Source organism: Pseudomonas syringae group sp. 26L6 (genome assembly GCF_032587815.1).
GTDB classification, from domain to species: Bacteria; Pseudomonadota; Gammaproteobacteria; order Pseudomonadales; family Pseudomonadaceae; genus Aquipseudomonas; species Aquipseudomonas amygdali.
The window spans coordinates 24,536-46,760 of record NZ_JAWHPJ010000011.1 but is presented as its reverse complement, the minus strand read 5'-3'; the positions used below and the strand labels follow the sequence as shown (position 1 = coordinate 46,760).

General features: G+C 54.9%; 26 protein-coding genes and 1 pseudogene. 2 read left to right on the top strand and 25 right to left on the bottom strand.

Annotated elements, in window-relative coordinates; translation table 11 throughout:
• Positions 1–182: 182 nt before the first annotated feature.
• From RYA97_RS05100 to RYA97_RS05085, 4 genes and pseudogenes are all read right to left on the bottom strand, one after another.
• Positions 183–2,912 (bottom strand): ATP-dependent helicase, encoded by a 2,730-nt coding sequence (locus RYA97_RS05100; RefSeq protein ID WP_316892013.1) that lies wholly within the window; start codon positions 2,910–2,912, stop codon positions 183–185.
• A gap of 117 nt (positions 2,913–3,029) precedes the next feature.
• Positions 3,030–3,092 (bottom strand): annotated as a pseudogene (locus RYA97_RS05095) (hypothetical protein); the annotation flags it as partial.
• 137 nt (positions 3,093–3,229) lie between these two features.
• The gene (locus tag RYA97_RS05090) at positions 3,230–3,514 is read right to left on the bottom strand and encodes a hypothetical protein (RefSeq protein WP_316891979.1); all 285 of its coding nucleotides are present in this window, start codon (positions 3,512–3,514) and stop codon (positions 3,230–3,232) included.
• 4 nt (positions 3,515–3,518) lie between these two features.
• Positions 3,519–4,352 carry a hypothetical protein gene (locus RYA97_RS05085; protein WP_316891978.1) on the bottom strand — a complete coding sequence of 278 codons (834 nt, stop codon included), beginning with the start codon at positions 4,350–4,352 and terminating at the stop codon, positions 3,519–3,521.
• A 403-nt stretch (positions 4,353–4,755) separates the two neighbouring features.
• On the opposite strand from RYA97_RS05085, the gene RYA97_RS05080 reads away from it, so the two are divergent.
• On the top strand, positions 4,756–5,787 hold the full coding sequence (locus tag RYA97_RS05080; RefSeq protein ID WP_316891977.1) for a TauD/TfdA family dioxygenase: 1,032 nt from the start codon (positions 4,756–4,758) through the stop codon (positions 5,785–5,787).
• A 475-nt stretch (positions 5,788–6,262) separates the two neighbouring features.
• Here RYA97_RS05080 and RYA97_RS05075 read toward each other — a convergent pair whose 3' ends face one another.
• A complete protein-coding gene (locus RYA97_RS05075; protein WP_002555458.1) occupies positions 6,263–6,826 on the bottom strand; it encodes a single-stranded DNA-binding protein in 564 nt (187 codons plus the stop codon).
• A gap of 9 nt (positions 6,827–6,835) precedes the next feature.
• Positions 6,836–8,230 (bottom strand): MFS transporter, encoded by a 1,395-nt coding sequence (locus tag RYA97_RS05070; protein ID WP_316891976.1) that lies wholly within the window; start codon positions 8,228–8,230, stop codon positions 6,836–6,838.
• A gap of 129 nt (positions 8,231–8,359) precedes the next feature.
• On the opposite strand from RYA97_RS05070, the gene uvrA reads away from it, so the two are divergent.
• Positions 8,360–11,194: an excinuclease ABC subunit UvrA gene (gene uvrA / locus RYA97_RS05065; protein ID WP_316891975.1), complete on the top strand. Its 2,835-nt coding sequence runs from the start codon at positions 8,360–8,362 to the stop codon at positions 11,192–11,194.
• Between the two features lie 94 nt (positions 11,195–11,288).
• Here the strand turns inward: uvrA and bfr are convergent, their stop codons facing one another.
• The 19 genes from bfr to rplN form a co-directional block, all read right to left on the bottom strand.
• Entirely contained in the window at positions 11,289–11,753 is a 465-nt protein-coding gene (bfr, locus tag RYA97_RS05060; RefSeq protein ID WP_002555461.1) for a bacterioferritin, read from the bottom strand.
• Between the two features lie 154 nt (positions 11,754–11,907).
• Positions 11,908–13,353 carry a catalase gene (locus tag RYA97_RS05055; protein ID WP_316891974.1) on the bottom strand — a complete coding sequence of 482 codons (1,446 nt, stop codon included), beginning with the start codon at positions 13,351–13,353 and terminating at the stop codon, positions 11,908–11,910.
• A gap of 166 nt (positions 13,354–13,519) precedes the next feature.
• Complete coding sequence (rplQ, locus tag RYA97_RS05050; RefSeq protein WP_002555463.1) at positions 13,520–13,906, bottom strand: 50S ribosomal protein L17; 387 nt, start codon at positions 13,904–13,906, stop codon at positions 13,520–13,522.
• 41 nt (positions 13,907–13,947) lie between these two features.
• Positions 13,948–14,949, bottom strand: coding sequence for a DNA-directed RNA polymerase subunit alpha (locus tag RYA97_RS05045; RefSeq protein WP_002555464.1), 1,002 nt, complete (start codon positions 14,947–14,949; stop codon positions 13,948–13,950).
• Positions 14,950–14,971: 22 nt separating this feature from the next.
• Positions 14,972–15,592, bottom strand: a complete 621-nt coding sequence (gene rpsD, locus RYA97_RS05040; RefSeq protein WP_002555465.1) for a 30S ribosomal protein S4 — start codon at positions 15,590–15,592, stop codon at positions 14,972–14,974.
• 18 nt (positions 15,593–15,610) lie between these two features.
• Entirely contained in the window at positions 15,611–16,000 is a 390-nt protein-coding gene (gene rpsK, locus RYA97_RS05035) for a 30S ribosomal protein S11 (RefSeq protein WP_002555466.1), read from the bottom strand.
• A gap of 30 nt (positions 16,001–16,030) precedes the next feature.
• Positions 16,031–16,387: a 30S ribosomal protein S13 gene (gene rpsM, locus RYA97_RS05030; protein ID WP_002555467.1), complete on the bottom strand. Its 357-nt coding sequence runs from the start codon at positions 16,385–16,387 to the stop codon at positions 16,031–16,033.
• 130 nt (positions 16,388–16,517) lie between these two features.
• Positions 16,518–16,634: a 50S ribosomal protein L36 gene (rpmJ, locus tag RYA97_RS05025; protein WP_002555468.1), complete on the bottom strand. Its 117-nt coding sequence runs from the start codon at positions 16,632–16,634 to the stop codon at positions 16,518–16,520.
• A 28-nt stretch (positions 16,635–16,662) separates the two neighbouring features.
• Positions 16,663–17,997 carry a preprotein translocase subunit SecY gene (gene secY, locus RYA97_RS05020; RefSeq protein WP_002555469.1) on the bottom strand — a complete coding sequence of 445 codons (1,335 nt, stop codon included), beginning with the start codon at positions 17,995–17,997 and terminating at the stop codon, positions 16,663–16,665.
• Entirely contained in the window at positions 17,998–18,432 is a 435-nt protein-coding gene (gene rplO, locus RYA97_RS05015; RefSeq protein WP_002555470.1) for a 50S ribosomal protein L15, read from the bottom strand.
• A 3-nt stretch (positions 18,433–18,435) separates the two neighbouring features.
• The gene (rpmD, locus tag RYA97_RS05010; protein ID WP_002555471.1) at positions 18,436–18,612 is read right to left on the bottom strand and encodes a 50S ribosomal protein L30; all 177 of its coding nucleotides are present in this window, start codon (positions 18,610–18,612) and stop codon (positions 18,436–18,438) included.
• Positions 18,613–18,614: 2 nt separating this feature from the next.
• Positions 18,615–19,115 (bottom strand): 30S ribosomal protein S5, encoded by a 501-nt coding sequence (gene rpsE, locus RYA97_RS05005; protein ID WP_003317099.1) that lies wholly within the window; start codon positions 19,113–19,115, stop codon positions 18,615–18,617.
• Positions 19,116–19,118: 3 nt separating this feature from the next.
• Complete coding sequence (gene rplR / locus RYA97_RS05000; RefSeq protein WP_002555473.1) at positions 19,119–19,469, bottom strand: 50S ribosomal protein L18; 351 nt, start codon at positions 19,467–19,469, stop codon at positions 19,119–19,121.
• A gap of 10 nt (positions 19,470–19,479) precedes the next feature.
• Positions 19,480–20,013 carry a 50S ribosomal protein L6 gene (rplF, locus tag RYA97_RS04995; RefSeq protein ID WP_316891973.1) on the bottom strand — a complete coding sequence of 178 codons (534 nt, stop codon included), beginning with the start codon at positions 20,011–20,013 and terminating at the stop codon, positions 19,480–19,482.
• A gap of 12 nt (positions 20,014–20,025) precedes the next feature.
• Positions 20,026–20,418, bottom strand: a complete 393-nt coding sequence (gene rpsH, locus RYA97_RS04990) for a 30S ribosomal protein S8 (RefSeq protein ID WP_002555475.1) — start codon at positions 20,416–20,418, stop codon at positions 20,026–20,028.
• A gap of 214 nt (positions 20,419–20,632) precedes the next feature.
• Positions 20,633–20,938 (bottom strand): 30S ribosomal protein S14, encoded by a 306-nt coding sequence (gene rpsN / locus RYA97_RS04985; RefSeq protein ID WP_002555476.1) that lies wholly within the window; start codon positions 20,936–20,938, stop codon positions 20,633–20,635.
• Between the two features lie 13 nt (positions 20,939–20,951).
• Positions 20,952–21,491 (bottom strand): 50S ribosomal protein L5, encoded by a 540-nt coding sequence (gene rplE, locus RYA97_RS04980; protein WP_002555477.1) that lies wholly within the window; start codon positions 21,489–21,491, stop codon positions 20,952–20,954.
• Between the two features lie 20 nt (positions 21,492–21,511).
• Positions 21,512–21,826: a 50S ribosomal protein L24 gene (rplX, locus tag RYA97_RS04975; protein WP_002555478.1), complete on the bottom strand. Its 315-nt coding sequence runs from the start codon at positions 21,824–21,826 to the stop codon at positions 21,512–21,514.
• A gap of 11 nt (positions 21,827–21,837) precedes the next feature.
• Complete coding sequence (gene rplN / locus RYA97_RS04970) at positions 21,838–22,206, bottom strand: 50S ribosomal protein L14 (RefSeq protein ID WP_002555479.1); 369 nt, start codon at positions 22,204–22,206, stop codon at positions 21,838–21,840.
• Positions 22,207–22,225: the final 19 nt, after the last annotated feature.

Below are 22,225 nucleotides of genomic sequence, written 5' to 3'. Positions count from 1 at the left end.
TTTCCTGCTCCTTGTGCTGTCGGTAGAGTCTGTCGCTTCCTTGATGTCAGCCCTAATCAGAATTTTTAACTCAATACAGGCATTTTGCCAACAAACATTTATACGGCTCAGCTAGCCACCGCCATCACGCTTAAACGAACCCCGCGTGTGCAGAGTTCGCCGAAAGACCAAGAGCACCGGTCCTATAGCCGATTCTCACAGATGCTCAGGTAGGGGCAGCGACGACAAAGCCAGCCCTTCTTAGCTCCTCGATACCCTGATGTAAACAGCGGTGCCATTTTGTGCAAGGCTGTGCTTTGGGGTGCTTTAGAGGGCGTATCCCTCTTGGCCTTCTCGCTGATCAGTGAGTGCACGGTGCCAGATTTTGCTTTCAGCGTTTTCATTGCCAACATCAGCGGGCGGAAGTGGCGTGAGGTTGTTTCTACGCCTGCGTGCGTGCGTAGCCAATGAAGCTCAACACCCTGTGGGGTCTTTGTCTGAAGCATCCACGGCAATTCAATGCGAACACCATGTATATCCGCATATAGCCCCTCGATGATCGTGCTGCCGGTATCCTGAATGATCTGCAAGCCCTTTTTACAGGCTTTGACAGCATCCGAGTACAACGCCTGATCCAGATTGAAGGCCGGCAGGTCATGCTTCGACCATGCTCTATCAAACGCCGTCTGCGCAGAGGAACCTTTGAGAGCGGATTGAAGTGTCTCCATCACAGCCCACCGAGCCCGGATGGATATATCAATAACCTGTTCAGCGGTGAAGTCGAGCTCATACCTATAGTGGTAATGCAGCGGGCAGCTCACGTAGGACTCAAAAGCACTGTAGTCGATGGCCAAAGGAGCTGCGGCTACCATGTGCACAATGGCATGCACGCTAGCCGCAGGAGGGGCCAAACCTAAGTGGCGATCAAGGAGAACAGTTGCACTGGTCATGGAGTCAGGTCTATCTCGGGAATTTGTCTCGTAGAGAAAAAGCTGGTTCCTAGCACGGGATAAAGCAACGTATAGAAGGTTGTTTCGCTCTACAGCTTCTTCGAACTCATGCTCCGCCTGAGTACTGTTAAGTACCTCGGGCGGAATAAGTTGCGTCGAGCGCGGGTCGTAATCCCAAGGTTTGTCTTTCCCATAGGCTCCCTTATTCACGTCCGTCAGATGGACAGCCTCGAACTCAAGCCCTTTGCTCCCATGAACGGTCATCAGCGTGATAGCATTCAACGCGCGGGCCTCAGGTGGTGCATTACGGTCAGCTAACTTCTCGTTGATTCGGCGGCGTAAGTCCTCGCGCACAAGGAACGCAGATAGCCTGGCTTCTTTGGCACTGCCGTCACTATTGCGCACGGCATACACAAATAGCCATAGTGCAAGGCGCTCTGTATGAGCCCGTATGCTCGTATCAGCGGGATTTGGTAGCCCATAGCCGCGATCAAGCAGCAGTGTACAAACGAACTCCCAAGGATTGGTATGCCGGTTGAATCCGGCCAGTAGCCTAGCCAATTCCGTGCTCACCGACTCCCCCGCTGCTGATAGACCCAGCCCAAGAGCACCAAGCCACTTCCCCCGCTGCAGAGTGACACCGGTACCTGGTGAAGTGCATGCCATAAGTGTCTTCATGTCAGTCGCGGACATCGCCAGTGTTGGGTCCTGAAGCAAACCAATCATTGAGCGAGGTTGACGGGTGCATAGCAACTGCATAAGGCAGACAAGCCGCTTGATCTCGGGGCGTTGGTAGACGTCACCAATATACAAGCAAGGAATCCCACGTGCAGATAGGTACTCTGCAGCGCTTTCAATATCTGCCGTACTGCGACTAATAACGACTTGGTTTCGGTAGCCCACACCCATTGTTACAAGGTTGTCGATCACTGACGCAAGCGTATGGGACTGGCTTTCCGGAGAGGCACATTCGTACAGGATCGGCCTGATACTCATAGAGGGGCGGTATGCAGTCACTGCTTGCAGTGGCAATCTACCTTGCAACGAATGGACGCGTCCCGTGTGGCTGAAGAGTTTGAGGATCTCAGGGGTACTGCGACGGTTTACATCAAGGTGGTGGGTGGCCACAGAGGCTCCCGGGGAACCGCGTCTGAACGCTGTGTCAAATTTCATCAAGCTCTGGATTGATGCGCCTCGCCAGTGGTGGATCGCTTGACGAATGTCGCCGACTACCCACACCGACTTGGCGCTCATAGCTAGCTCACGCACGAACTCCACCATGACATGTGTTACGTCTTGATACTCATCGACCAAAATGTGATCGAAATGGTTGATGTGCTGGCTCACAACCGTGCGGTCTTTTCGAGCTTGTAGCGTGGGCAACGCCACCAGATCGGTGTAATCGACATAGTGGTTGGAGCGCAGCGCAGTCTCATAGGCTTCGTACACCGACGCGATATCAGCCTGCTGTTGCACGACGTCTGAGGCTGGCATTGGCAGTGCAGCAAGGCGTATCCGGTACTCGTCGACAGAAACCAACTCCTCCTTCAGCCGGTCAATGTAGTCCAAGACTTTAGGCAGCCACTCATAGGGATCCTGGAGGCGAACGTAGTACTGCAACTTAATTGTGGGAAGTAATTTGATCATGAGCCGCACTTTCGCCAGCTTATCAACCATGGCGATCTCAGCATGAAGCCCAAACACGTCGTGATACTTGCGTAGAAATTCTAACCCGAACGAATGGAAGGTTCCTGCCCAGACATCTGAAGCCCCTGAAATACCAGAAGCGCGCATCCGTTCAACTAGTTCATTAGCCGCCTTATTCGTAAAGGTAAGCACCAATATCTTATTAGCGCTTACCCCATGCTCTATAAGGTGCTTGATACGATGCACCAGCGTTGTGGTTTTGCCAGTACCAGGGCCCGCTACTACGTTCACAAACCTCTCAGTCGCATGCGCGGCATTAGTCTGGGCAAGCGTCATGCTCGGAAGGCCAGACGTAGGCTGTATCGGTAGCTCCGGGAGTAAAAGCGCATCAAACAGCTGTAGTCTAACCACCTCTAGGGGGACTTGAAGAAAATTGGCTATAGCCCGAGCGTTAAGTCCACTGGCCCACAGGGAGCGCGCGGCTGTTCGGGGCAGCAAAAGCTCTCGGGCGAACACGTTTGCTTGGAGCTCTTGGCGCTCCCTAGCACCGTATGCCTCGACGGTTAGAACAGCTGGAGTGCCATGTGGGGCAGTAATTGATGAGAGACTCGCCACCGATATCGCAGGCTTGTCGGCATCAAGGAACCAGTGGCCTAAAGGAACCAGTGGCCTAATTCGTGAGCTATCAGATATGCAGTTTCAGCCCACGATTTGTCGTTTCGGACGTAAGCGGTAAATTTCTCGCGCACCAAAACCCCATCTGCACCTGCCAAGGTGAAGTGGCTGGGTGGCAAAAGCAGGATAGCCACGTCAAACTCTTCTTCGATCGTGGAGAAGTCCAAGAGCTGTTTGCTTGTGAGCTGATCCGACAGGAATTCGCCGGCCATAATATTTCTAACGTCGTTGGCCTGCTGGCGAGCCCTGTCAAATGGATTCAAGGTCTCAGCTCTCCAACGCTAATAGGGCCTGTTCTTCTTCAGCAGGGAGATTTAACGCCTTCACAGCTTCACTCCATGAACGAGGGTGCATGGTTAACTGCGGTTTTCTTTGAGTGGATTTGAACATTGGCACCGACCGGGATTGATAGTTGCTTGAAAAACTAGCTACTAGCAGCTCAATAGGTACCTGGATATGATTGGCTATCGCCCCTAAAACAACGGGGGGAGCCATAGTTTCTCCCTGCAATATCTGACATAAAAGGTCTCGCTGCCCTCCAAGGCCAGCCCTCTCACTCAGCTCTCGCGCCCTCTTTGGCCGCTGCCAAGAGTTGATAACTGACAATGCCTCATCGAATTCAGTGGATGAATAGTCGACCCATCTGGAAGGATGGTGAGAATTGCTCGCCTCAGCAGCACTGATATCGGATGTAGAAATGGCCGCAGCCACGATAGGGGATAACCCTTCGCGCTGAAGCGACTCTGCTAACAAGAACGATGCAATCTGCGACGATGATTTTTCAAATTCTTTTGCAGTCATCCGCACCCACTTGGCTAGTGGTCGATCAAGCCTAAGTGACCACTGTTCGCTTTCACCTTCGTACGATTGCGCAGCTTGCTCATATGTACGAAGCAGGCTGGAGGGATTCTTGGTCTCCATAGAGCACTCAAATCGCTCCAAGCCCTGCTGAAGCAATTCGCGAGCAAACTCCGCTTTCGCTACACCTCGATCTTCCGCCAATAACGTGAGAGTCGTATGAAAAGACCTCTTGGTTGTAACCCCAATCGTTTCACGGCGGGGCTTAGTGTCCATACGCTTGACCTCATCCTTATTATGCATTGGCTTCTCCTGTCTCCCCGGCTGCACAGCAGGCATCGGGAGTGAGACACCTCTCACGTTTTCACGTTCACAAGGAACGAGTGGAGCAGGGATTTGTTCGACCAGATCCTTGATGAGATTTCGAACTGCAAGTGACGCGTCGTGCCCTCTACCGATTATGTTATGCCCCGACGGCAACCCCAACCCACATTCCCAGTGGTTGGTTTTAGCTTGGGCGACCAAATGATCAGCGAGACCGTCTAGCCAATGGGCCCAGCGCTTGAGACAATCGGAAGCTGTAACAGTGTGATTTTTCATGAAATCTCAGATGAGGGCCGGTCGGGAAGACTTGGTCAATGGGGAGCGTTACGAATGACGCCGCATCCATATCAACTTTATATCACCGCCAATGGTAGGGACACAATTGATCAACGCTCATTTTTCTGCGGCCATTCGTACAGTCGTCGCTGCATGGCGAGGCCCGCTTAGCTTCGACGAAGCTAAGCATCAACTGAGTGACCCGGCTGCGCTGGGGCAGTTACTGTTGGATGAAGTTGTCCACTCCCTCTCCCAATTCGGCGTTGCCCAAACTGATCTCATCGCGCATGCCTGGGAAGCTTCATGCATTCACTTGGTTGGGGCCTTCGACGCTGATGTTGGCGCTGATACACCTGTGGATTTCTTGCCAGTTCCAGATACTGAGGCCACGATCATCGCGCGGGCTTCAGTGATTGCCGCCAACGCCGCCCTCGGATCTCATACCATTTCGTATGGCGCTGAAAATGAAGGGGCGCTGTTCGTCAATCTCGTGGTGAAACCAGGCGAAGGGTATGAGGCAGAAAAATCTCAAGGATCCATGAAAGGACATACAGATGGCGTATGGCTGCCAGTGCGCGGCGAGCAACACCCTTACGGTATGCATATCTCCCCCTCGCCAGATTTCGTCTGTCTCGCTGGCTTGCGCAACCCAAAGCAAGTACCAACAACAATAATGCCCCTGCGAAAAGTGCTAAACCATCTGAACGAAGATCAGCTTCACGAGTTGGCTAAGCCTCAGTACATTATCGGCCCGCAGTTCACCTTTAAAAAGCGCCTGAAGGAGCTATTTGGTGCCGATCTCCTTGTAGAGGACTCTCAGCTGCTTTTCTGGGTTGGCGATTCGCCATGGATCAGATACAGCCATAGTTCGACGCAGACCGATTCGGAACAAAGCCTAGATGCCAAGGCCGCCATGGATGCGTTTGAGGCCGCATGTAAGCTATGTGTGGAAGCCTACTCACTAGCACCTGGCGATATAATTCTGGTTAATAATAGGATCTGCCTCCACGGTCGTGCAGAGGTGGGCGAAGAACACGGAGCAAAATCACGCTGGTTATTGCGCGCCTATGGCCTAGATACTACAGGGTTTGATGCTTCGCAATGGCATAAAGACAGCTCACACACTCTCTATCCTTGAGCGAGCACGACAACTTATCTGAGACGCTACAAAGGCATGCTTGATCCGCCGTCACTCTCAACTTGACGAAAACCAATCGTATGGTATCGCACAGGAAAAAGTACCAGATCATTTCCCCGGACATACCTACTCAAAGCTTGCCTGGAAATCCCTAACCATCGCCCAACGTGTGCCTGGATCCCCAATGATCCAAGAGAGCTCCGATCTTCAGCTCCAGTACCCTGAAACTGCCCCCGCAAGGGGAACCTCCTAAGGTGCTGCGGCACTACATTGCCAATGAGCATCCAATCTTGACATTGAACTCGGGCAGCATTTCTACATTACCAGAGCCTTTTATCGGCTTTCTGCCCATCCTTTACAAAATCGAGGCAAAAAAACCTGTGAGACTTTACAGAAGCACAGGTTAATTTTTCGATATCTTCCGAAAACCAAAGCTTTAATCGAAAAGCTTTACAAAGAAATAGTTTTATCCGGGTTAGAACGGAATATCATCATCAAAGCTGTCGAAATCAGCAGCTGGCTGCGGCGCTTGCTGTTGCGGCGCCGGGCGCGAGTCGCGTTGTGGCGGCTGCTGGTTGTAGTTTTGCTGAGGTGCGGACTGCTGCGGCGCCGATTGCTGTGGGCGCGACTGCTGTGGACGCGGTGCGGACTGGTTGTAGTTGCCACCGCCCTGACCTTGTTGGGAGTCGCCTTGTGGGCGGCCACCCAGCAGCTGCATGGTGCCCTGCATGTCGACGACGATTTCAGTGGTGTAGCGCTTGATGCCGTCTTTTTCCCACTCGCGGGTCTGCAGCTTGCCTTCGATGTAGACCTGCGAACCCTTGCGCAGGTATTCGCCAGCGATTTCGGCAACTTTGCCGAACATCGATACACGGTGCCATTCGGTCTTTTCGACTTTCTGACCGCTCTGCTTGTCAGTCCATTGTTCGCTGGTTGCCAGACTCAGGTTGGTCACGGCGTTACCGTTAGGCAAGTAGCGAACTTCGGGATCCTGGCCGCATGTACCGACCAATATGACTTTGTTAACCCCACGGGCCATAACGTTCTCCTAGGCTTCGCACGCTTCTGACGCTGGATTGACCAGCTTTTCAAGAGAGGCGCGATCCAATAATTTTGTGTCGAGTTTTATGTAGATGGCCGCCTCTTCAGCAACCACCACTGCATCTGTCACGCCTGCTACGGACATCAAACGCTCTGCCAGGCCTGCTTCACGCTGCGCCTGCGGCGACAACGGCAGACGTAGGCTGGTCACGTAAGGCGGTTCTCGCATGGTCACTGCAAAGGCGAGCCAGATGGCGGCCATGGCTGCACCACCCAGGAACACCACATCGAGCCCACCGTGCTGGAACAACCAGCCGCCCAGTATCCCACCTGCGGCCGAACCAAGAAACTGGCTGGTGGAATAAACTCCCATTGCCGTGCCTTTTCCGCCGGCCGGTGAAACCTTGCTGATCAGCGACGGCAACGACGCTTCCAGCAGGTTGAACGCGGTGAAGAATACCACTGTCCCGATGACCAGTGCCCGCAACGTGTCGCCGTATGCCCAGAAGAATAGCTCAGCCAGCATTAAAACTGTGACGGCGCCCAGCAGAACGCGCTTCATTTGACGTTTCTTCTCGCCATAGATGATGAACGGGATCATCGCGAAGAAGGAAACCAGCAAGGCGGTCAGGTAGACCCACCAGTGCTCTTCCTTGGGCAAACCGGCTTTTTCGACCAGCGCCAGCGGCAAGGCCACGAAGCTGGACATGAGCATGGCGTGCAACACAAAGATACCCAAATCCAGGCGCAGCAGGTCCGGATGACGCAACGTCGCCCCAAGTGCCTGTTTGGCGACGCCGGATTCGCGGTGCATCAACGGGCCATTGGCCTTGGGCACCACAAATGCGACGATCAGAAGACCCAGCAAGGCCATACCGCCTGTGGCCAGGAACAATCCCGAAAGGCCAAACATACCGGTGATCACCGGGCCCACCACCATGGCGATGGCGAACGACAGACCAATGGTCATGCCGATCATGGCCATGGCCTTGGTGCGATGCTGTTCGCGGGTCAGGTCAGAGAGTAAGGCCATGACGGCGGCGGAAATCGCGCCGGCACCCTGCAGGATGCGCCCGGCGATGATTCCCCAGATCGAATCGGCATTTGCCGCCACCACGCTGCCAATCGCAAAAATGATCAGGCCGAGATAAATAACCGGTCGTCGTCCGATACGGTCGGAAATGATCCCGAACGGAATCTGCAGCACAGCCTGAGTCAGGCCATAAGCGCCAATCGCCAGACCGATCAATGCAGGGCTCGCGCCCGCCAGGTCCATGCCGTAGGTTGCCAGAACCGGCAAAACCATGAACATGCCAAGCATGCGGAACGCGAACACCAGGGCCAGACCGCCTGCTGCGCGGGTCTCGCCGCTACTCATACGCTCGCTGTGGGTATCGTGCATGGAATAACCTCGTGTGAACCGGCGGCGATTCTACCAGTCCCATCGTTGTACAGCACATACGCGACGCTTTGCCGCGTAATGGCTCGGAGCCTTATACTCCGTCGTTTATGCCCGCCAAGCGAGGCCGCAGTGGACAAGATCCTGATACGTGGGGCACGAACCCACAACCTGAAAAATATTGACCTGACACTTCCCCGCGACAAACTGATCGTTATCACCGGGCTCTCCGGCTCAGGCAAGTCTTCACTGGCTTTCGATACGCTGTACGCCGAAGGGCAACGCCGTTATGTCGAGTCGCTGTCTGCCTACGCCCGGCAGTTCCTGTCGATGATGGAAAAACCGGACGTCGACACGATCGAAGGTCTGTCGCCGGCGATTTCTATCGAGCAGAAGTCTACTTCTCATAATCCGCGCTCGACCGTGGGTACGATCACTGAAATCTACGACTACCTGCGTCTTTTGTATGCGCGCGTCGGCCAGCCTCGCTGCCCGGACCACGATATCCCGCTGGAAGCGCAGACCGTCAGCCAGATGGTCGATCTCGTGTTGACCCAGCCCGAAGGCAGCAAGTTGATGCTGCTTGCGCCGGTTATCCGTGAGCGCAAGGGTGAACATCTGTCGGTCTTTGAAGAGCTGCGCGCGCAAGGTTTTGTTCGCGCGCGGGTCAACGGCAAGCTGTGTGAGCTGGATGAGCTGCCGAAGCTGGACAAGCAGAAGAAGCACTCGATTGATGTGGTCGTGGACCGTTTCAAGGTCCGCGCCGATCTGCAGCAGCGCCTGGCGGAATCCTTTGAAACCGCCTTGAAGCTGGCCGACGGCATTGCGCTGGTCGCGCCCATGGACGATGAACCGGGCGAAGAAGTGATTTTCTCTGCCCGCTTCGCCTGCCCGATCTGTGGCCATGCGATCAGTGAGCTGGAGCCGAAGCTGTTCTCCTTCAACAACCCGGCCGGCGCATGCCCGACCTGCGACGGTCTGGGCGTAAAGCAGTTCTTTGATATCAAGCGGCTGGTAAATGCCGAGTTGACGCTTGCCGAAGGCGCGATACGAGGCTGGGACAGGCGTAACGTCTATTACTTCCAGATGCTGGGGTCGCTATCCAAGCACTACGGTTTCAGTCTGGAAGTGCCGTTCAAAGAAATCCCGGCCGACATGCAGAAAGTTCTGCTCAACGGCAGCGGCTCGCAGAGTGTCGACTTCCGCTATCTGAACGACCGCGGCGATATCGTCAAGCGCGCGCACCCGTTCGAAGGCATCGTGCCGAATCTGGAACGTCGCTACCGGGAAACCGAATCAGCGACTGTGCGTGAAGAGCTGGCCAAGTTTCTGGGCACGCAGCCCTGCCCTGATTGCCGAGGTACCCGCTTGCGTCGTGAGGCGCGCCATGTGTGGGTAGGTGAAAAGACCTTGCCTGCGGTGACCAATCTGCCGATTGGCGACGCCACGCATTACTTCGAGACGCTCAAGCTGACCGGACGGCGCGGCGAAATTGCCGACAAGATTCTCAAGGAAATCCGTGAGCGTCTGCAGTTTCTGGTCAATGTCGGGCTGGATTACCTGACATTGGATCGCAGCGCGGACACTCTATCCGGCGGTGAGGCTCAGCGTATACGCCTGGCCAGCCAGATCGGCGCGGGCCTGGTCGGGGTGATGTACATCCTCGATGAGCCGTCCATTGGCCTGCACCAGCGCGATAACGATCGTTTGCTGGGCACGCTCAAGCACCTGCGCGACATAGGCAACACCGTGATTGTGGTGGAGCACGATGAAGATGCGATTCGCCTGGCCGACTATGTGGTCGACATCGGCCCGGGCGCGGGTGTGCATGGTGGTCATATCGTTGCCGAAGGTACGCCGGACGAAGTGATGTCACATCCCGACTCACTGACCGGCAAGTACCTGTCGGGCCGTGTGAAGATTGCTGTACCCGCCAAGCGAACGCCGCGTAACAAAAAGCTCTCGCTGACGCTCAAAGGTGCGCGTGGCAACAACCTGCAGAACGTCAATCTCGATATTCCGATTGGTCTGCTGACCTGCGTGACGGGTGTTTCCGGGTCGGGCAAGTCGACGCTGATCAACAACACACTGTTTCCGCTGAGCGCTACGGCGTTGAACGGTGCCACGACGCTTGAGGCGGCCGCCCACGACAGCATCAATGGCCTGCAGCATCTGGACAAGGTCGTCGACATTGACCAGAGCCCTATTGGTCGTACGCCGCGCTCCAACCCGGCGACCTATACCGGGCTGTTCACGCCGATTCGTGAACTGTTTGCCGGTGTACCGGAATCGCGTTCACGGGGCTACGGTCCGGGCCGGTTCTCGTTCAACGTCAAGGGCGGACGCTGCGAGGCGTGCCAGGGCGACGGGCTGATCAAGGTCGAGATGCACTTTCTGCCGGACATCTACGTGCCCTGCGATGTGTGCAAGAGCAAGCGTTACAACCGTGAAACGCTTGAGATCAAGTACAAGGGCAAGAACGTCCACGAAGTGCTGGAGATGACCATCGAGGAAGCGCGTGAGTTCTTCGACGCCGTTCCCGCACTGGCGCGCAAGCTGCAAACCCTGATGGATGTAGGACTCTCCTATATCAAGCTGGGGCAATCGGCGACAACACTGTCAGGCGGTGAGGCGCAACGGGTCAAGCTGTCACGCGAGCTGTCCAAGCGCGACACTGGCAAAACGCTGTACATCCTCGACGAGCCGACCACGGGCCTGCACTTTGCTGATATTCAGCAGTTGCTGGATGTATTGCATCGCCTACGCGACCACGGCAACACAGTGGTGGTGATCGAGCACAACCTGGATGTCATCAAGACGGCGGACTGGCTGGTGGACCTGGGGCCGGAAGGCGGTTCAAGAGGCGGGCAGATCATTGCGACCGGCACACCTGAACAGGTCGCCGAGATGGAGCAGTCGTACACCGGGCATTACCTGAAGCCTCTGTTGATCAGAGACAAGGCTTAACCGGCGTTGCGAAAACGGGCCTGGTTTCGGTGAGACCCAAGTACAAAAAAGCTCCTGTCACGCAAGTGCAGGAGCTTTTTTTATGGCTGCCGAGTCAGAACTGCGATTGCAGGTAGTTCTGCAGGCCAATGGACTTGATCAAGCCCATCTGCTGTTCAAGCCAATAAGTGTGGTCTTCTTCCGTATCGGCCAGTTGCACACGCAGGATTTCACGGGTCACGTAGTCACCGTGCAGCTCACAGAGCTCGATGCCCTTGCACAGCGCAGCACGAACCTTGTATTCCAGACGCAGATCGCTGGCGAGCATCTCAGGCACTGTGGTGCCGACGTCCAGATCATCCGGACGCATGCGTGGCGTGCCTTCAAGCATCAGGATACGACGCATCAGCGCATCAGCGTGTTGTGCCTCTTCTTCCATCTCGTGGTTGATACGCTCATAGAGCTTCGAAAAGCCCCAGTCTTCGTACATGCGTGAGTGAACGAAATATTGGTCACGAGCCGCCAGTTCGCCCGTGAGCAACGTGTTGAGATAATCGATTACTTCGGGGTGGCCTTGCATCGCACCAGACTCCTGCTTCAAAGCCGATAGTTTGAACCAAGCGCCGCGCAAGGTCACTGAGAAAAACGCAATAAACCGACGAAAAGTGGCGAAATTACGCCGTTAAGAAGCGAAAAACCGCCCAAATGAGGGCGGTTCTGTTTCTCACTTCGACTCAGCCCAGTTTTATACCCAGAGCGTTGGCAATGCCTTCCCCGTAGGCCGGGTCAGCCTTGTAGAAATGCTGCAACTGACGCTGCACGATGTCACTGGAAACACCCCCCATCGCGCCGGCAATGTTACTGATCAGCAGCGCTTTTTGATCAGCGCTCATCAGGTTGAACAACTTGCCCGCCTGACTGTAGTAATCGCCGTCCACGCGATGATCATGACGACCTGCGGCACCACTCAAAGCCAGCGCAGGTTCTGCGTAGCGGGGATCTTCCTTCGGCGCATCCGAATAGCTGTTTGGCTCATAGTTCGGAGCCGCCCCGCCATTGGTACCGAAGGCCATCGACCCGTCACGCTGGTAGCTATGCACTGGGTTTCTCGGTGCATTGATCGGCAATTGCTGATGATTGGTACCTACGCGATAGCGATGTGCATCGGCGTAAGCAAACACCCGCCCTTGCAGCATGCGGTCCGGTGACAAGCCAACCCCGGGCACCATATTGCTGGGACCAAACGCTGCTTGCTCAACCTCGGCAAAGTAGTTGAGCGGGTTACGGTTCAGCTCCAGTTCACCTACTTCAATCAGCGGATATTCCTTCTGCGACCAGGTCTTGGTCACGTCGAACGGGTTCTCGTGGTGGTTCGCAGCCTGGGCTTCGCTCATCAGCTGAATGCAGACCTGCCACTTGGGGAAGTCACCCCTCTCGATAGCAGTGAACAGATCGCGCTGGGCGTAATCGGAATCAGTACCCGCAATGCGCGCAGCCTCGGCTGGCGTGAGATTCTTGATGCCCTGCCGGGTCTTGTAGTGCCACTTCACCCAATGACGCTCACCTGCTGCGCTGATCAGGCTGTACGTATGGCTACCAAAACCGTGCATGTGACGATAGCCGTCCGGAATGCCTCGGTCCGAGAACAGAATAGTGACCTGGTGCAGCGCTTCAGGCGAATGCGACCAGAAATCCCACATCATTTGCGGGCTTTTCAGGTTGGTTTGCGGAAGACGTTTCTGGGTGTGGATGAAGTCAGGAAATTTCAAAGGGTCACGGATAAAGAACACTGGCGTGTTGTTACCCACGATGTCCCAGTTACCTTCCTCGGTGTAAAACTTGATTGCAAAGCCGCGCGGATCACGTTCAGTATCCGCCGAACCACACTCACCACCTACAGTGGAGAAACGCAGAAAAATCGGGGTCTGCTTGCCGACCGTGTCGAACAGCTTGGCGCTGCTGTATTGGCTGATATCACGGGTAACGGTGAACGTTCCATGAGCACCCGATCCTTTGGCGTGGACACGACGCTCCGGAATATTCTCACGGTTGAAATGAGCGAGCTTTTCGATCAGGTGGAAATCATCGAGCAATAAAGGACCACGCGGGCCTGCCGAGCGAGAATTCTGATTGTCGGCGACTGGTGCACCGCTGGCGGTCGTAAGGGTCTTCTGACTCATGTAAGTCTTCCTCTGGTTGTATAGCCGGTTGATTGGCTTGAGAGGAAGTATTGTGGAAAACTATTGCAGCGTCGAATTCATTAAACCATGACTATCGATAGGTTTTTTTAATCCCAGACAACAAAAAACCGGGCGCAAGGCCCGGTTTCTTGTTCAAACAGATGTCTTATTCAGCGGCTTCTACAGAGCCACCGACAGGACGATCAACCAACTCGACGTACGCCATTGGCGCGTTGTCGCCAGCGCGGAAACCGCACTTGAGGATACGCAGGTAGCCGCCCTGACGGGTTGCATAGCGCTTGCCCAGATCGTTGAACAGCTTGCCGACGATTTCTTTCGAACGAGTACGGTCGAAAGCCAGACGACGGTTAGCAACGCTGTCTTCCTTGGCCAGGGTGATCAGCGGCTCGGCAACGCGACGCAGTTCCTTGGCTTTCGGCAGGGTAGTTTTGATCAGCTCATGCTCGAACAGCGACACCGCCATGTTTTGAAACATGGCTTTACGGTGAGAGCTGGTACGGCTCAGGTGACGTCCACTTTTACGATGACGCATGGTTCATTCCTTACCAAACTCGCGTTCGGTGATTACGACGATCAGGCCGTAGCCTTGTCGTCCTTCTTAAGACTTGCCGGCGGCCAGTTGTCGAGGCGCATGCCGAGGGAGAGACCACGAGAAGCCAGAACGTCCTTGATCTCGGTCAAGGATTTCTTGCCCAGGTTCGGAGTCTTCAACAGCTCTACTTCGGTGCGCTGAATCAGATCGCCGATGTAGTAGATGTTCTCCGCCTTAAGGCAGTTGGCCGAACGCACGGTCAGTTCCAAATCGTCAACCGGACGAAGCAGGATCGGATCGATCTCGTCTTCCTGTTCGATTACCACTGGTTCGCTGTCGCCTTTGAGGTCCACGAACGCAGCCAGCTGCTGTTGCAGGATGGTTGCAGCGCGACGGATAGCCTCTTCAGGGTCCAGAGTACCGTTGGTTTCCAGATCAATAACCAGCTTGTCCAGGTTAGTACGCTGCTCGACACGGGCGTTTTCCACCACGTATGCGATACGGCGAACCGGGCTGAACGAAGAGTCAAGCTGCAAGCGACCAATGCTGCGGCTTTCGTCTTCATCGCTTTGACGCGAGTCTGCCGGCTCATAACCACGACCACGAGCTACGGTGAGCTTCATGTTCAAGACGCCGTTAGACGCCAGGTTAGCGATTACGTGATCGGGGTTAACGATCTCGACATCATGATCCAGCTGAATATCGGCAGCGGTAACCACCCCCGAACCCTTCTTCGACAAGGTCAGCGTAACTTCGTCTCGACCGTGCAGCTTGATAGCCAGACCTTTAAGGTTCAACAGGATTTCAATGACGTCTTCCTGTACACCTTCGATGGCGCTGTACTCATGGAGTACACCGTCAATCTCGGCCTCGACTACTGCACAGCCGGGCATGGAGGACAACAAAATGCGGCGAAGCGCGTTGCCCAGGGTATGGCCGAAACCACGCTCGAGAGGCTCGAGAGTGATCTTGGCGCGGGTTGGACTGACAACCTGCACATCAATATGGCGGGGTGTCAGGAACTCATTTACCGAAATCTGCATGGATGCACCTATTTTCTAGCCCTTACTTGGAGTAGAGCTCGACAATCAGGCTTTCGTTGATGTCGGCGGATAGATCACTGCGAGCTGGAACGTTCTTGAAAACGCCCGATTTCTTCTCAGTGTCTACTTCTACCCATTCTACGCGGCCACGTTGGGCACACAGATCGAGAGCCTGGACAATACGCAGCTGATTCTTAGCTTTTTCGCGGATAGCAACAACGTCGCCAGCACGAACCTGATAAGAAGGAACGTTAACGGTTTTGCCGTTTACGCTGACCGACTTGTGCGAAACCAATTGACGGGATTCGGCACGCGTCGAGCCGAAGCCCATGCGGTATACAACGTTGTCCAGACGGCATTCGAGCAGTTGCAGCAGGTTCTCGCCTGTTGCACCTTTCTTGCCGGCGGCTTCTTTGTAGTAGCCGCTGAACTGACGCTCGAGAACGCCGTAGATACGACGGACTTTTTGCTTTTCACGCAGCTGAGTACCGTAATCGGACTGGCGACCGCGGCGTTGGCCGTGGATACCTGGAGCTGCTTCGATGTTGCACTTGGATTCGATAGCGCGAACGCCGCTCTTCAGAAAGAGATCGGTGCCTTCACGACGAGCAAGTTTGCATTTTGGACCAATGTAACGAGCCATTTCTTACAGTCTCCTGGATTACACGCGGCGCTTCTTCGGCGGACGGCACCCGTTGTGCGGGATTGGCGTCACGTCGGTGATGCTGGCGATCTTATAGCCACAGCCGTTCAATGCACGGACAGCGGATTCACGACCTGGGCCTGGACCCTTGACATTGACGTCGAGGTTCTTCAGACCGTACTCCAGCGCAGCTTGACCAGCACGCTCAGCAGCTACTTGAGCAGCGAACGGGGTGGACTTGCGCGAACCACGGAAACCCGAACCGCCGGAGGTAGCCCACGAAAGAGCGTTACCTTGACGATCGGTAATGGTGACGATTGTGTTGTTAAACGACGCATGGATGTGGGCGATGCCATCAACCACTGTCTTTTTAACTTTTTTACGAGGACGAGCAGCAGGTTTTGCCATGACTAAATTCCTGTCGTTGCGCTGGTGCGATTACTTGCGGATCGGCTTACGCGGACCTTTGCGAGTACGCGCGTTGGTCTTGGTACGCTGACCGCGTACTGGAAGACCACGACGATGACGCAGACCGCGGTAGCAGCCCAGGTCCATCAAGCGCTTGATTTTCATGTTGATTTCGCGACGCAGGTCACCTTCAGTGGTGAACTTCGCCACTTCGCCACGCAGCTGTTCAATCTGCTCGTCGCTCAGATCTTTGATTTTCACCGCCGGGTTTACACCGGTGGTTGCACAAATTTTCTGTGCAGTGGTGCGACCAACACCATAGATGTAGGTCAGCGAGATAACAGTATGCTTGTTATCTGGAATGTTAACGCCTGCAATACGGGCCATTCAGTGGGACTCCAATTGACAGCTACCTACGCCCCGGAAGCCAAGAAATAGGGCGCGAGATAATATCGCTGTAGTAACAAATAATCAACCCAGCAGCGCACTAGCTGCTGGGCTTAAGCACAAATCACAATCAGCCTTGGCGCTGCTTATGACGTGGTTCCGCGCTGCAAATTACTCGAACCACACCTTCGCGGCGAATAATCTTGCAGTTACGGCACAGCTTTTTCACCGATGCACGAACTTTCATCACCAACTCCTCGAACCTTAGGGGTGCTTCAGCGCAGCATACCGCCGCTGCCACCGTAGCCCTTCAGGTTGGCTTTCTTCATCAGGGATTCATACTGGTGCGAAACGAGGTGAGATTGCACTTGCGACATAAAGTCCATCACAACCACGACCACGATCAGCAACGAGGTCCCGCCAAGGTAGAACGGTACGTTTGCCGCAACCACCAGAAACTGGGGAAGCAGGCACACGGCCGTCATATATAGAGCACCGAACATGGTCAAGCGAGTCAAAACGCCATCAATATAGCGCGCCGACTGCTCGCCTGGACGAATACCCGGAATAAAGGCACCGGACTTCTTCAGGTTTTCCGCTACGTCTTTCGGATTGAACATCAACGCCGTATAGAAGAAGCAGAAGAAAATAATCCCTGCACTAAACAGCAGAATATTCAACGGCTGACCAGGAGCGATCGACTGCGAGATGTCCTGCAACCAGCCCAGACCTTCAGACTGACCAAACCAGGAACCCAACGAAGCCGGAAACAGCAAAATGCTGCTCGCGAAAATGGCTGGAATAACGCCAGCCATGTTCACTTTCAGCGGCAAGTGGCTTGTCTGTGCAGCGAAGACCTTGCGGCCCTGCTGACGCTTGGCGTAGTGAACAGCGATACGACGCTGACCACGCTCAATAAACACCACGAAACCGATGATCGCTACCGCCAGCAAACCGATAGCAACCAGAGCGAAGATGTTGATATCACCCTGACGCGCAGACTCGAAAGACTGCCCAATTGCTCTCGGAAGACCAGCGACGATACCTGCGAAGATCAACATCGAGATACCGTTGCCGACACCGCGCTCGGTAATCTGCTCGCCCAGCCACATCATGAACATCGCACCTGCCACGAAGGTAGTTACGGCCACAAAGTGGAAACCCAGGTCCCCAGAAAACGCGACGCCCTGACTCGCCAGGCCAACGGACATGCCGATAGCTTGAACAAGAGCCAGGACAACGGTGCCATAGCGGGTGTACTGGCTTATCTTGCGACGGCCAGCTTCACCTTCCTTCTTCAACTGCTCCAGTTGCGGGCTGACGGCGGTCATCAACTGCATGATGATCGATGCCGAAATGTACGGCATGATCCCCAAGGCAAAGATGCTCATCCGTTCCAGCGCGCCACCGGAAAACATGTTGAACAAGCTAAGAATGGTCCCCTCATTCTGTCGAAACAGTTCTGCGAGTCGGTCAGGGTTAATACCTGGAACCGGGATGTGTGCGCCTATTCGGTAGACGATAATCGCCAGGAACAGAAAACGCAGACGAGCCCAGAGTTCAGACATACCGCCTTTGCCGAGCGCAGAGAGAGCACCTTGCTTAGCCATTTATTCCTCGAACTTGCCGCCAGCTGCTTCGATAGCCGCACGCGCACCTTTGGTGGCGGCGATACCCTTGATAGTGACAGCGCGAGTAACTTCGCCCGACAGCATGATTTTCACACGCTGAACGTTCTGGTTAATCACGTTGGCATCTTTCAGGGACTGCACAGTTACGATGTCGCCTTCCACTTTAGCCAGCTCGGACAGACGCACTTCTGCGCGGTCCATGGCTTTCAGGGAAACGAAACCGAATTTTGGCAGGCGACGATGCAGCGGCTGTTGGCCGCCCTCAAAGCCCGGAGCAATAGTGCCACCGGAGCGGGAGCTTTGACCTTTGTGGCCACGGCCACCGGTCTTGCCCAAACCGCTACCGATACCACGGCCCGGACGATGCTTTTCGCGACGGGAACCCGGCGCTGGACTCAGATCATTGAGTTTCATCGATTAACCCTCGACTCGCAGCATGTAGTAAGCCTTGTTGATCATCCCGCGATTTTCGGGAGTATCCAGGACTTCTACAGTGTGACCGATGCGACGCAGACCCAAACCCTTAATGCACAATCTGTGATTAGGGATGCGGCCGGTCATGCTTTTGATCAACGTTACTTTAACGGTAGCCATGATCAGATGATCTCCTCAACACGCTTGCCACGTTTGGCAGCGATCGACTCAGGAGACTGCATGCCCTTCAAACCCTTGAAAGTGGCGTGAACCACGTTTACCGGGTTAGTCGAACCGTAGCACTTGGCCAATACGTTCTGGACACCAGCAACTTCCAGCACTGCGCGCATAGCGCCGCCAGCGATGATACCGGTACCTTCAGAAGCAGGCTGCATGTACACCTTCGAGGCGCCATGAGCAGACTTCATTGCGTACTGCAGGGTAGTGCCGTTCAGATCAACCTGAATCATGTTGCGACGAGCAGCTTCCATCGCCTTCTGGATCGCAGCAGGCACTTCACGTGACTTGCCACGGCCGAAGCCAACGCGCCCTTTACCATCACCCACTACGGTCAACGCAGTGAAAGTGAAGATACGGCCGCCTTTTACGGTTTTGGCCACGCGGTTAACTTGAACCAGCTTCTCGATGTAGCCTTCGTCGCGTTTTTGGTCGTGATTTGACATAACTTAGAACTCCAGCCCGCCTTCACGAGCAGCATCAGCCAGCGCTTTGACACGGCCGTGGTACTTGAAGCCAGAACGGTCGAAAGCGACTTGCGATACACCCGCGGCTTTCGCGCGCTCGGCGACCAGCTTGCCAACCTTAGTGGCCGCGTCGATGTTGCCAGTGGCGCCATCACGCAGTTCTTTGTCCAAAGTCGAGGCGCTTGCCAGGACTTTGCTGCCGTCGGCCGAGATGACCTGGGCATAAATGTGCTGCGAAGAGCGGTGCACGCAGAGACGCACGACTTCTAGCTCGTGCATTTTCAGGCGTGCTTTGCGAGCGCGACGCAGTCGGGTAACTTTTTTGACGGTCATTTGCTATGCCCTACTTCTTCTTGGCTTCTTTACGGCGGACGACTTCGTCTGCGTAACGCACACCTTTGCCTTTGTAAGGCTCAGGACGGCGGAAGTCGCGGATCTCAGCGGCCACTTGACCAACCAACTGCTTATCGATACCGCGAATCAGGATATCGGTCTGGCTGGGGGTCTCAGCGGTGATGCCATTCGGCAATTCGTAGTCCACTGGGTGCGAGAAGCCAAGTGCAAGGTTCAGTACCGTGCCTTTTGCTTGCGCCTTGTAACCAACACCGACCAGCTGGAGCTTGCGCTCGAAGCCTTGGCTCACGCCTTGGACCATGTTGTTTACCAGTGCACGAGTGGTGCCTGCCATTGCGCGGGTTTGTTGATCGCCATTGCGAGCAGCGAAACGCAGCTCACCAGCTTCTTCAACAATCTCAACGGACGAATGGATGTTCAGTTCTAGAGTGCCCTTGGGACCCTTCACCGAAAGCAGCTGGCCGACGAGTTTGACTTCGACGCCGGATGGCAGCTTAACGGGGTTCTTAGCGACGCGTGACATGCTTATCCCCCCTTAGAACACAGTGCAAAGCACTTCGCCACCGACACCGGCAGCGCGCGCAGCACGATCCGTCATCACACCTTTACTGGTGGAGACGATAGACACACCAAGACCGCCACGAACTTTCGGCAGATCATCGGAGGACTTGTACTGACGCAAGCCTGGGCGGCTGACGCGCTTAACCTCTTCGATGACCGGACGGCCTTCGAAGTACTTAAGCTCGATGGACAGCGAGGATTTAACTTCGCTGCTGATCTGATAACCCGCAATGTAGCCTTCGTCCTTCAGGACTTTTGCTACAGCAACCTTCAACGTGGAAGATGGCATGCTTACGACGGGCTTTTCAGCCATCTGGGCATTACGGATACGAGTTAGCATGTCCGCTAACGGGTCCTGCATACTCATGGGCTAGACGCTCCTAAAACAAAATAATTAGCCTTGCGGCTACAGCTTGATCGCCGAGAACTTCCGGGCAAGTAAAAACACGGGCTCAGGCGAGCCGGCAATTCTAGTCCTACCCCGGAAATGAATCAAGCCCCAAAAGGGGCTTGATTCAAATTCAGGCCTCATCCCGACCGGCGACTTGCGTAGCCGGCGGAACGAAGCGAGAGGTGTCGCCTTACCAGCTGGCTTTAACCAGACCTGGAACGTCGCCACGCATTGCTGCTTCACGCAGCTTGTTACGGCCGAGGCCGAACTTGCGGTAGACGCCGTGTGGACGACCAGTGATGCGGCAACGGTTACGCATGCGCGCAGCGCTTGCGTCACGTGGTTGCTTCTGCAGGGCTACGGTCGCTTCCCAACGTGCTTCTGGACTTGCGTTCAGATCAACGATGATAGCTTTCAGCTCTGCACGCTTCTTGGCGTACTTGGCAACGGTGAGCTGACGCTTCAGCTCACGGTTTTTCATGCTCTTCTTGGCCATTTTCCTACTCCAATCAGTTGCGGAACGGGAATTTGAAAGCACGCAGCAATGCGCGGCCTTCGTCATCGTTCTTGGCAGTGGTGGTCAGGGTAATGTCCAGACCGCGGAGAGCATCGATCTTGTCGTAATCGATTTCCGGGAAAATGATCTGCTCTTTCACGCCCATGCTGTAGTTACCACGACCATCGAAGGACTTGGCATTCAGGCCGCGGAAGTCGCGAACCCGAGGCAGGGAGATCGACAGCAGACGATCCAGGAATTCATACATACGATCGCGGCGCAGAGTCACTTTGACGCCGATCGGCCAACCTTCGCGGACTTTAAAGCCAGCGATGGATTTCCGAGCGTAAGTCACAACGACTTTTTGACCGGTGATCTTTTCCAGGTCAGCAACAGCGTGCTCGATGACTTTTTTGTCGCCGATCGCTTCGCCCAGACCCATGTTCAGGGTGATTTTGGTAACGCGCGGAACTTCCATCACGTTCGAAAGCTTAAGTTCTTCCTTAAGTTTCGGAGCGATTTCCTTCCGGTAAATCTCTTTTAGTCGTGCCATGGTCTTCTACCTAGCAGTGTTCAAGCATCAACCGCTTTTTGGGTCGACTTGAAGACACGAATTTTCTTGCCGTCTTCAACTTTGAAACCAACGCGGTCAGCCTTGTTGGTTGCGCCGTTGAAAATGGCGACGTTGGAAGCGTGCAGTGGCGCTTCTTTCTCGACGATACCGCCCTGTACGCCCGACATCGGGTTTGGCTTGGTATGACGCTTCACCAGGTTGATCCCACCAACGACCAGACGGTCGTCAGCGAGAACCTTGAGCACCTTACCGCGCTTACCTTTGTCTTTGCCGGCGATCACGATGATCTCGTCGTCACGACGAATCTTTTGCATGTCGGATCTCCTTAAAGCACTTCAGGGGCGAGCGAGACGATCTTCATGAACTTCTCAGTACGAAGTTCACGGGTCACTGGCCCAAAGATACGGGTACCGATCGGCTCTTGCTTGTTGTTCAACAGAACAGCAGCGTTGCCGTCAAAGCGGATGATGGAGCCGTCTGCACGACGAACACCGTGGCGAGTGCGGACTACAACTGCAGTCATCACCTGGCCTTTTTTCACCTTACCGCGCGGAATTGCTTCCTTGACGGTCACTTTGATGATGTCACCGATACCAGCGTAACGACGATGGGAGCCACCCAGCACCTTGATGCACATAACGCGGCGTGCGCCGCTGTTATCGGCCACATCGAGCATGGATTGAGTCTGAATCATATAATTTCTCCGACCCCTA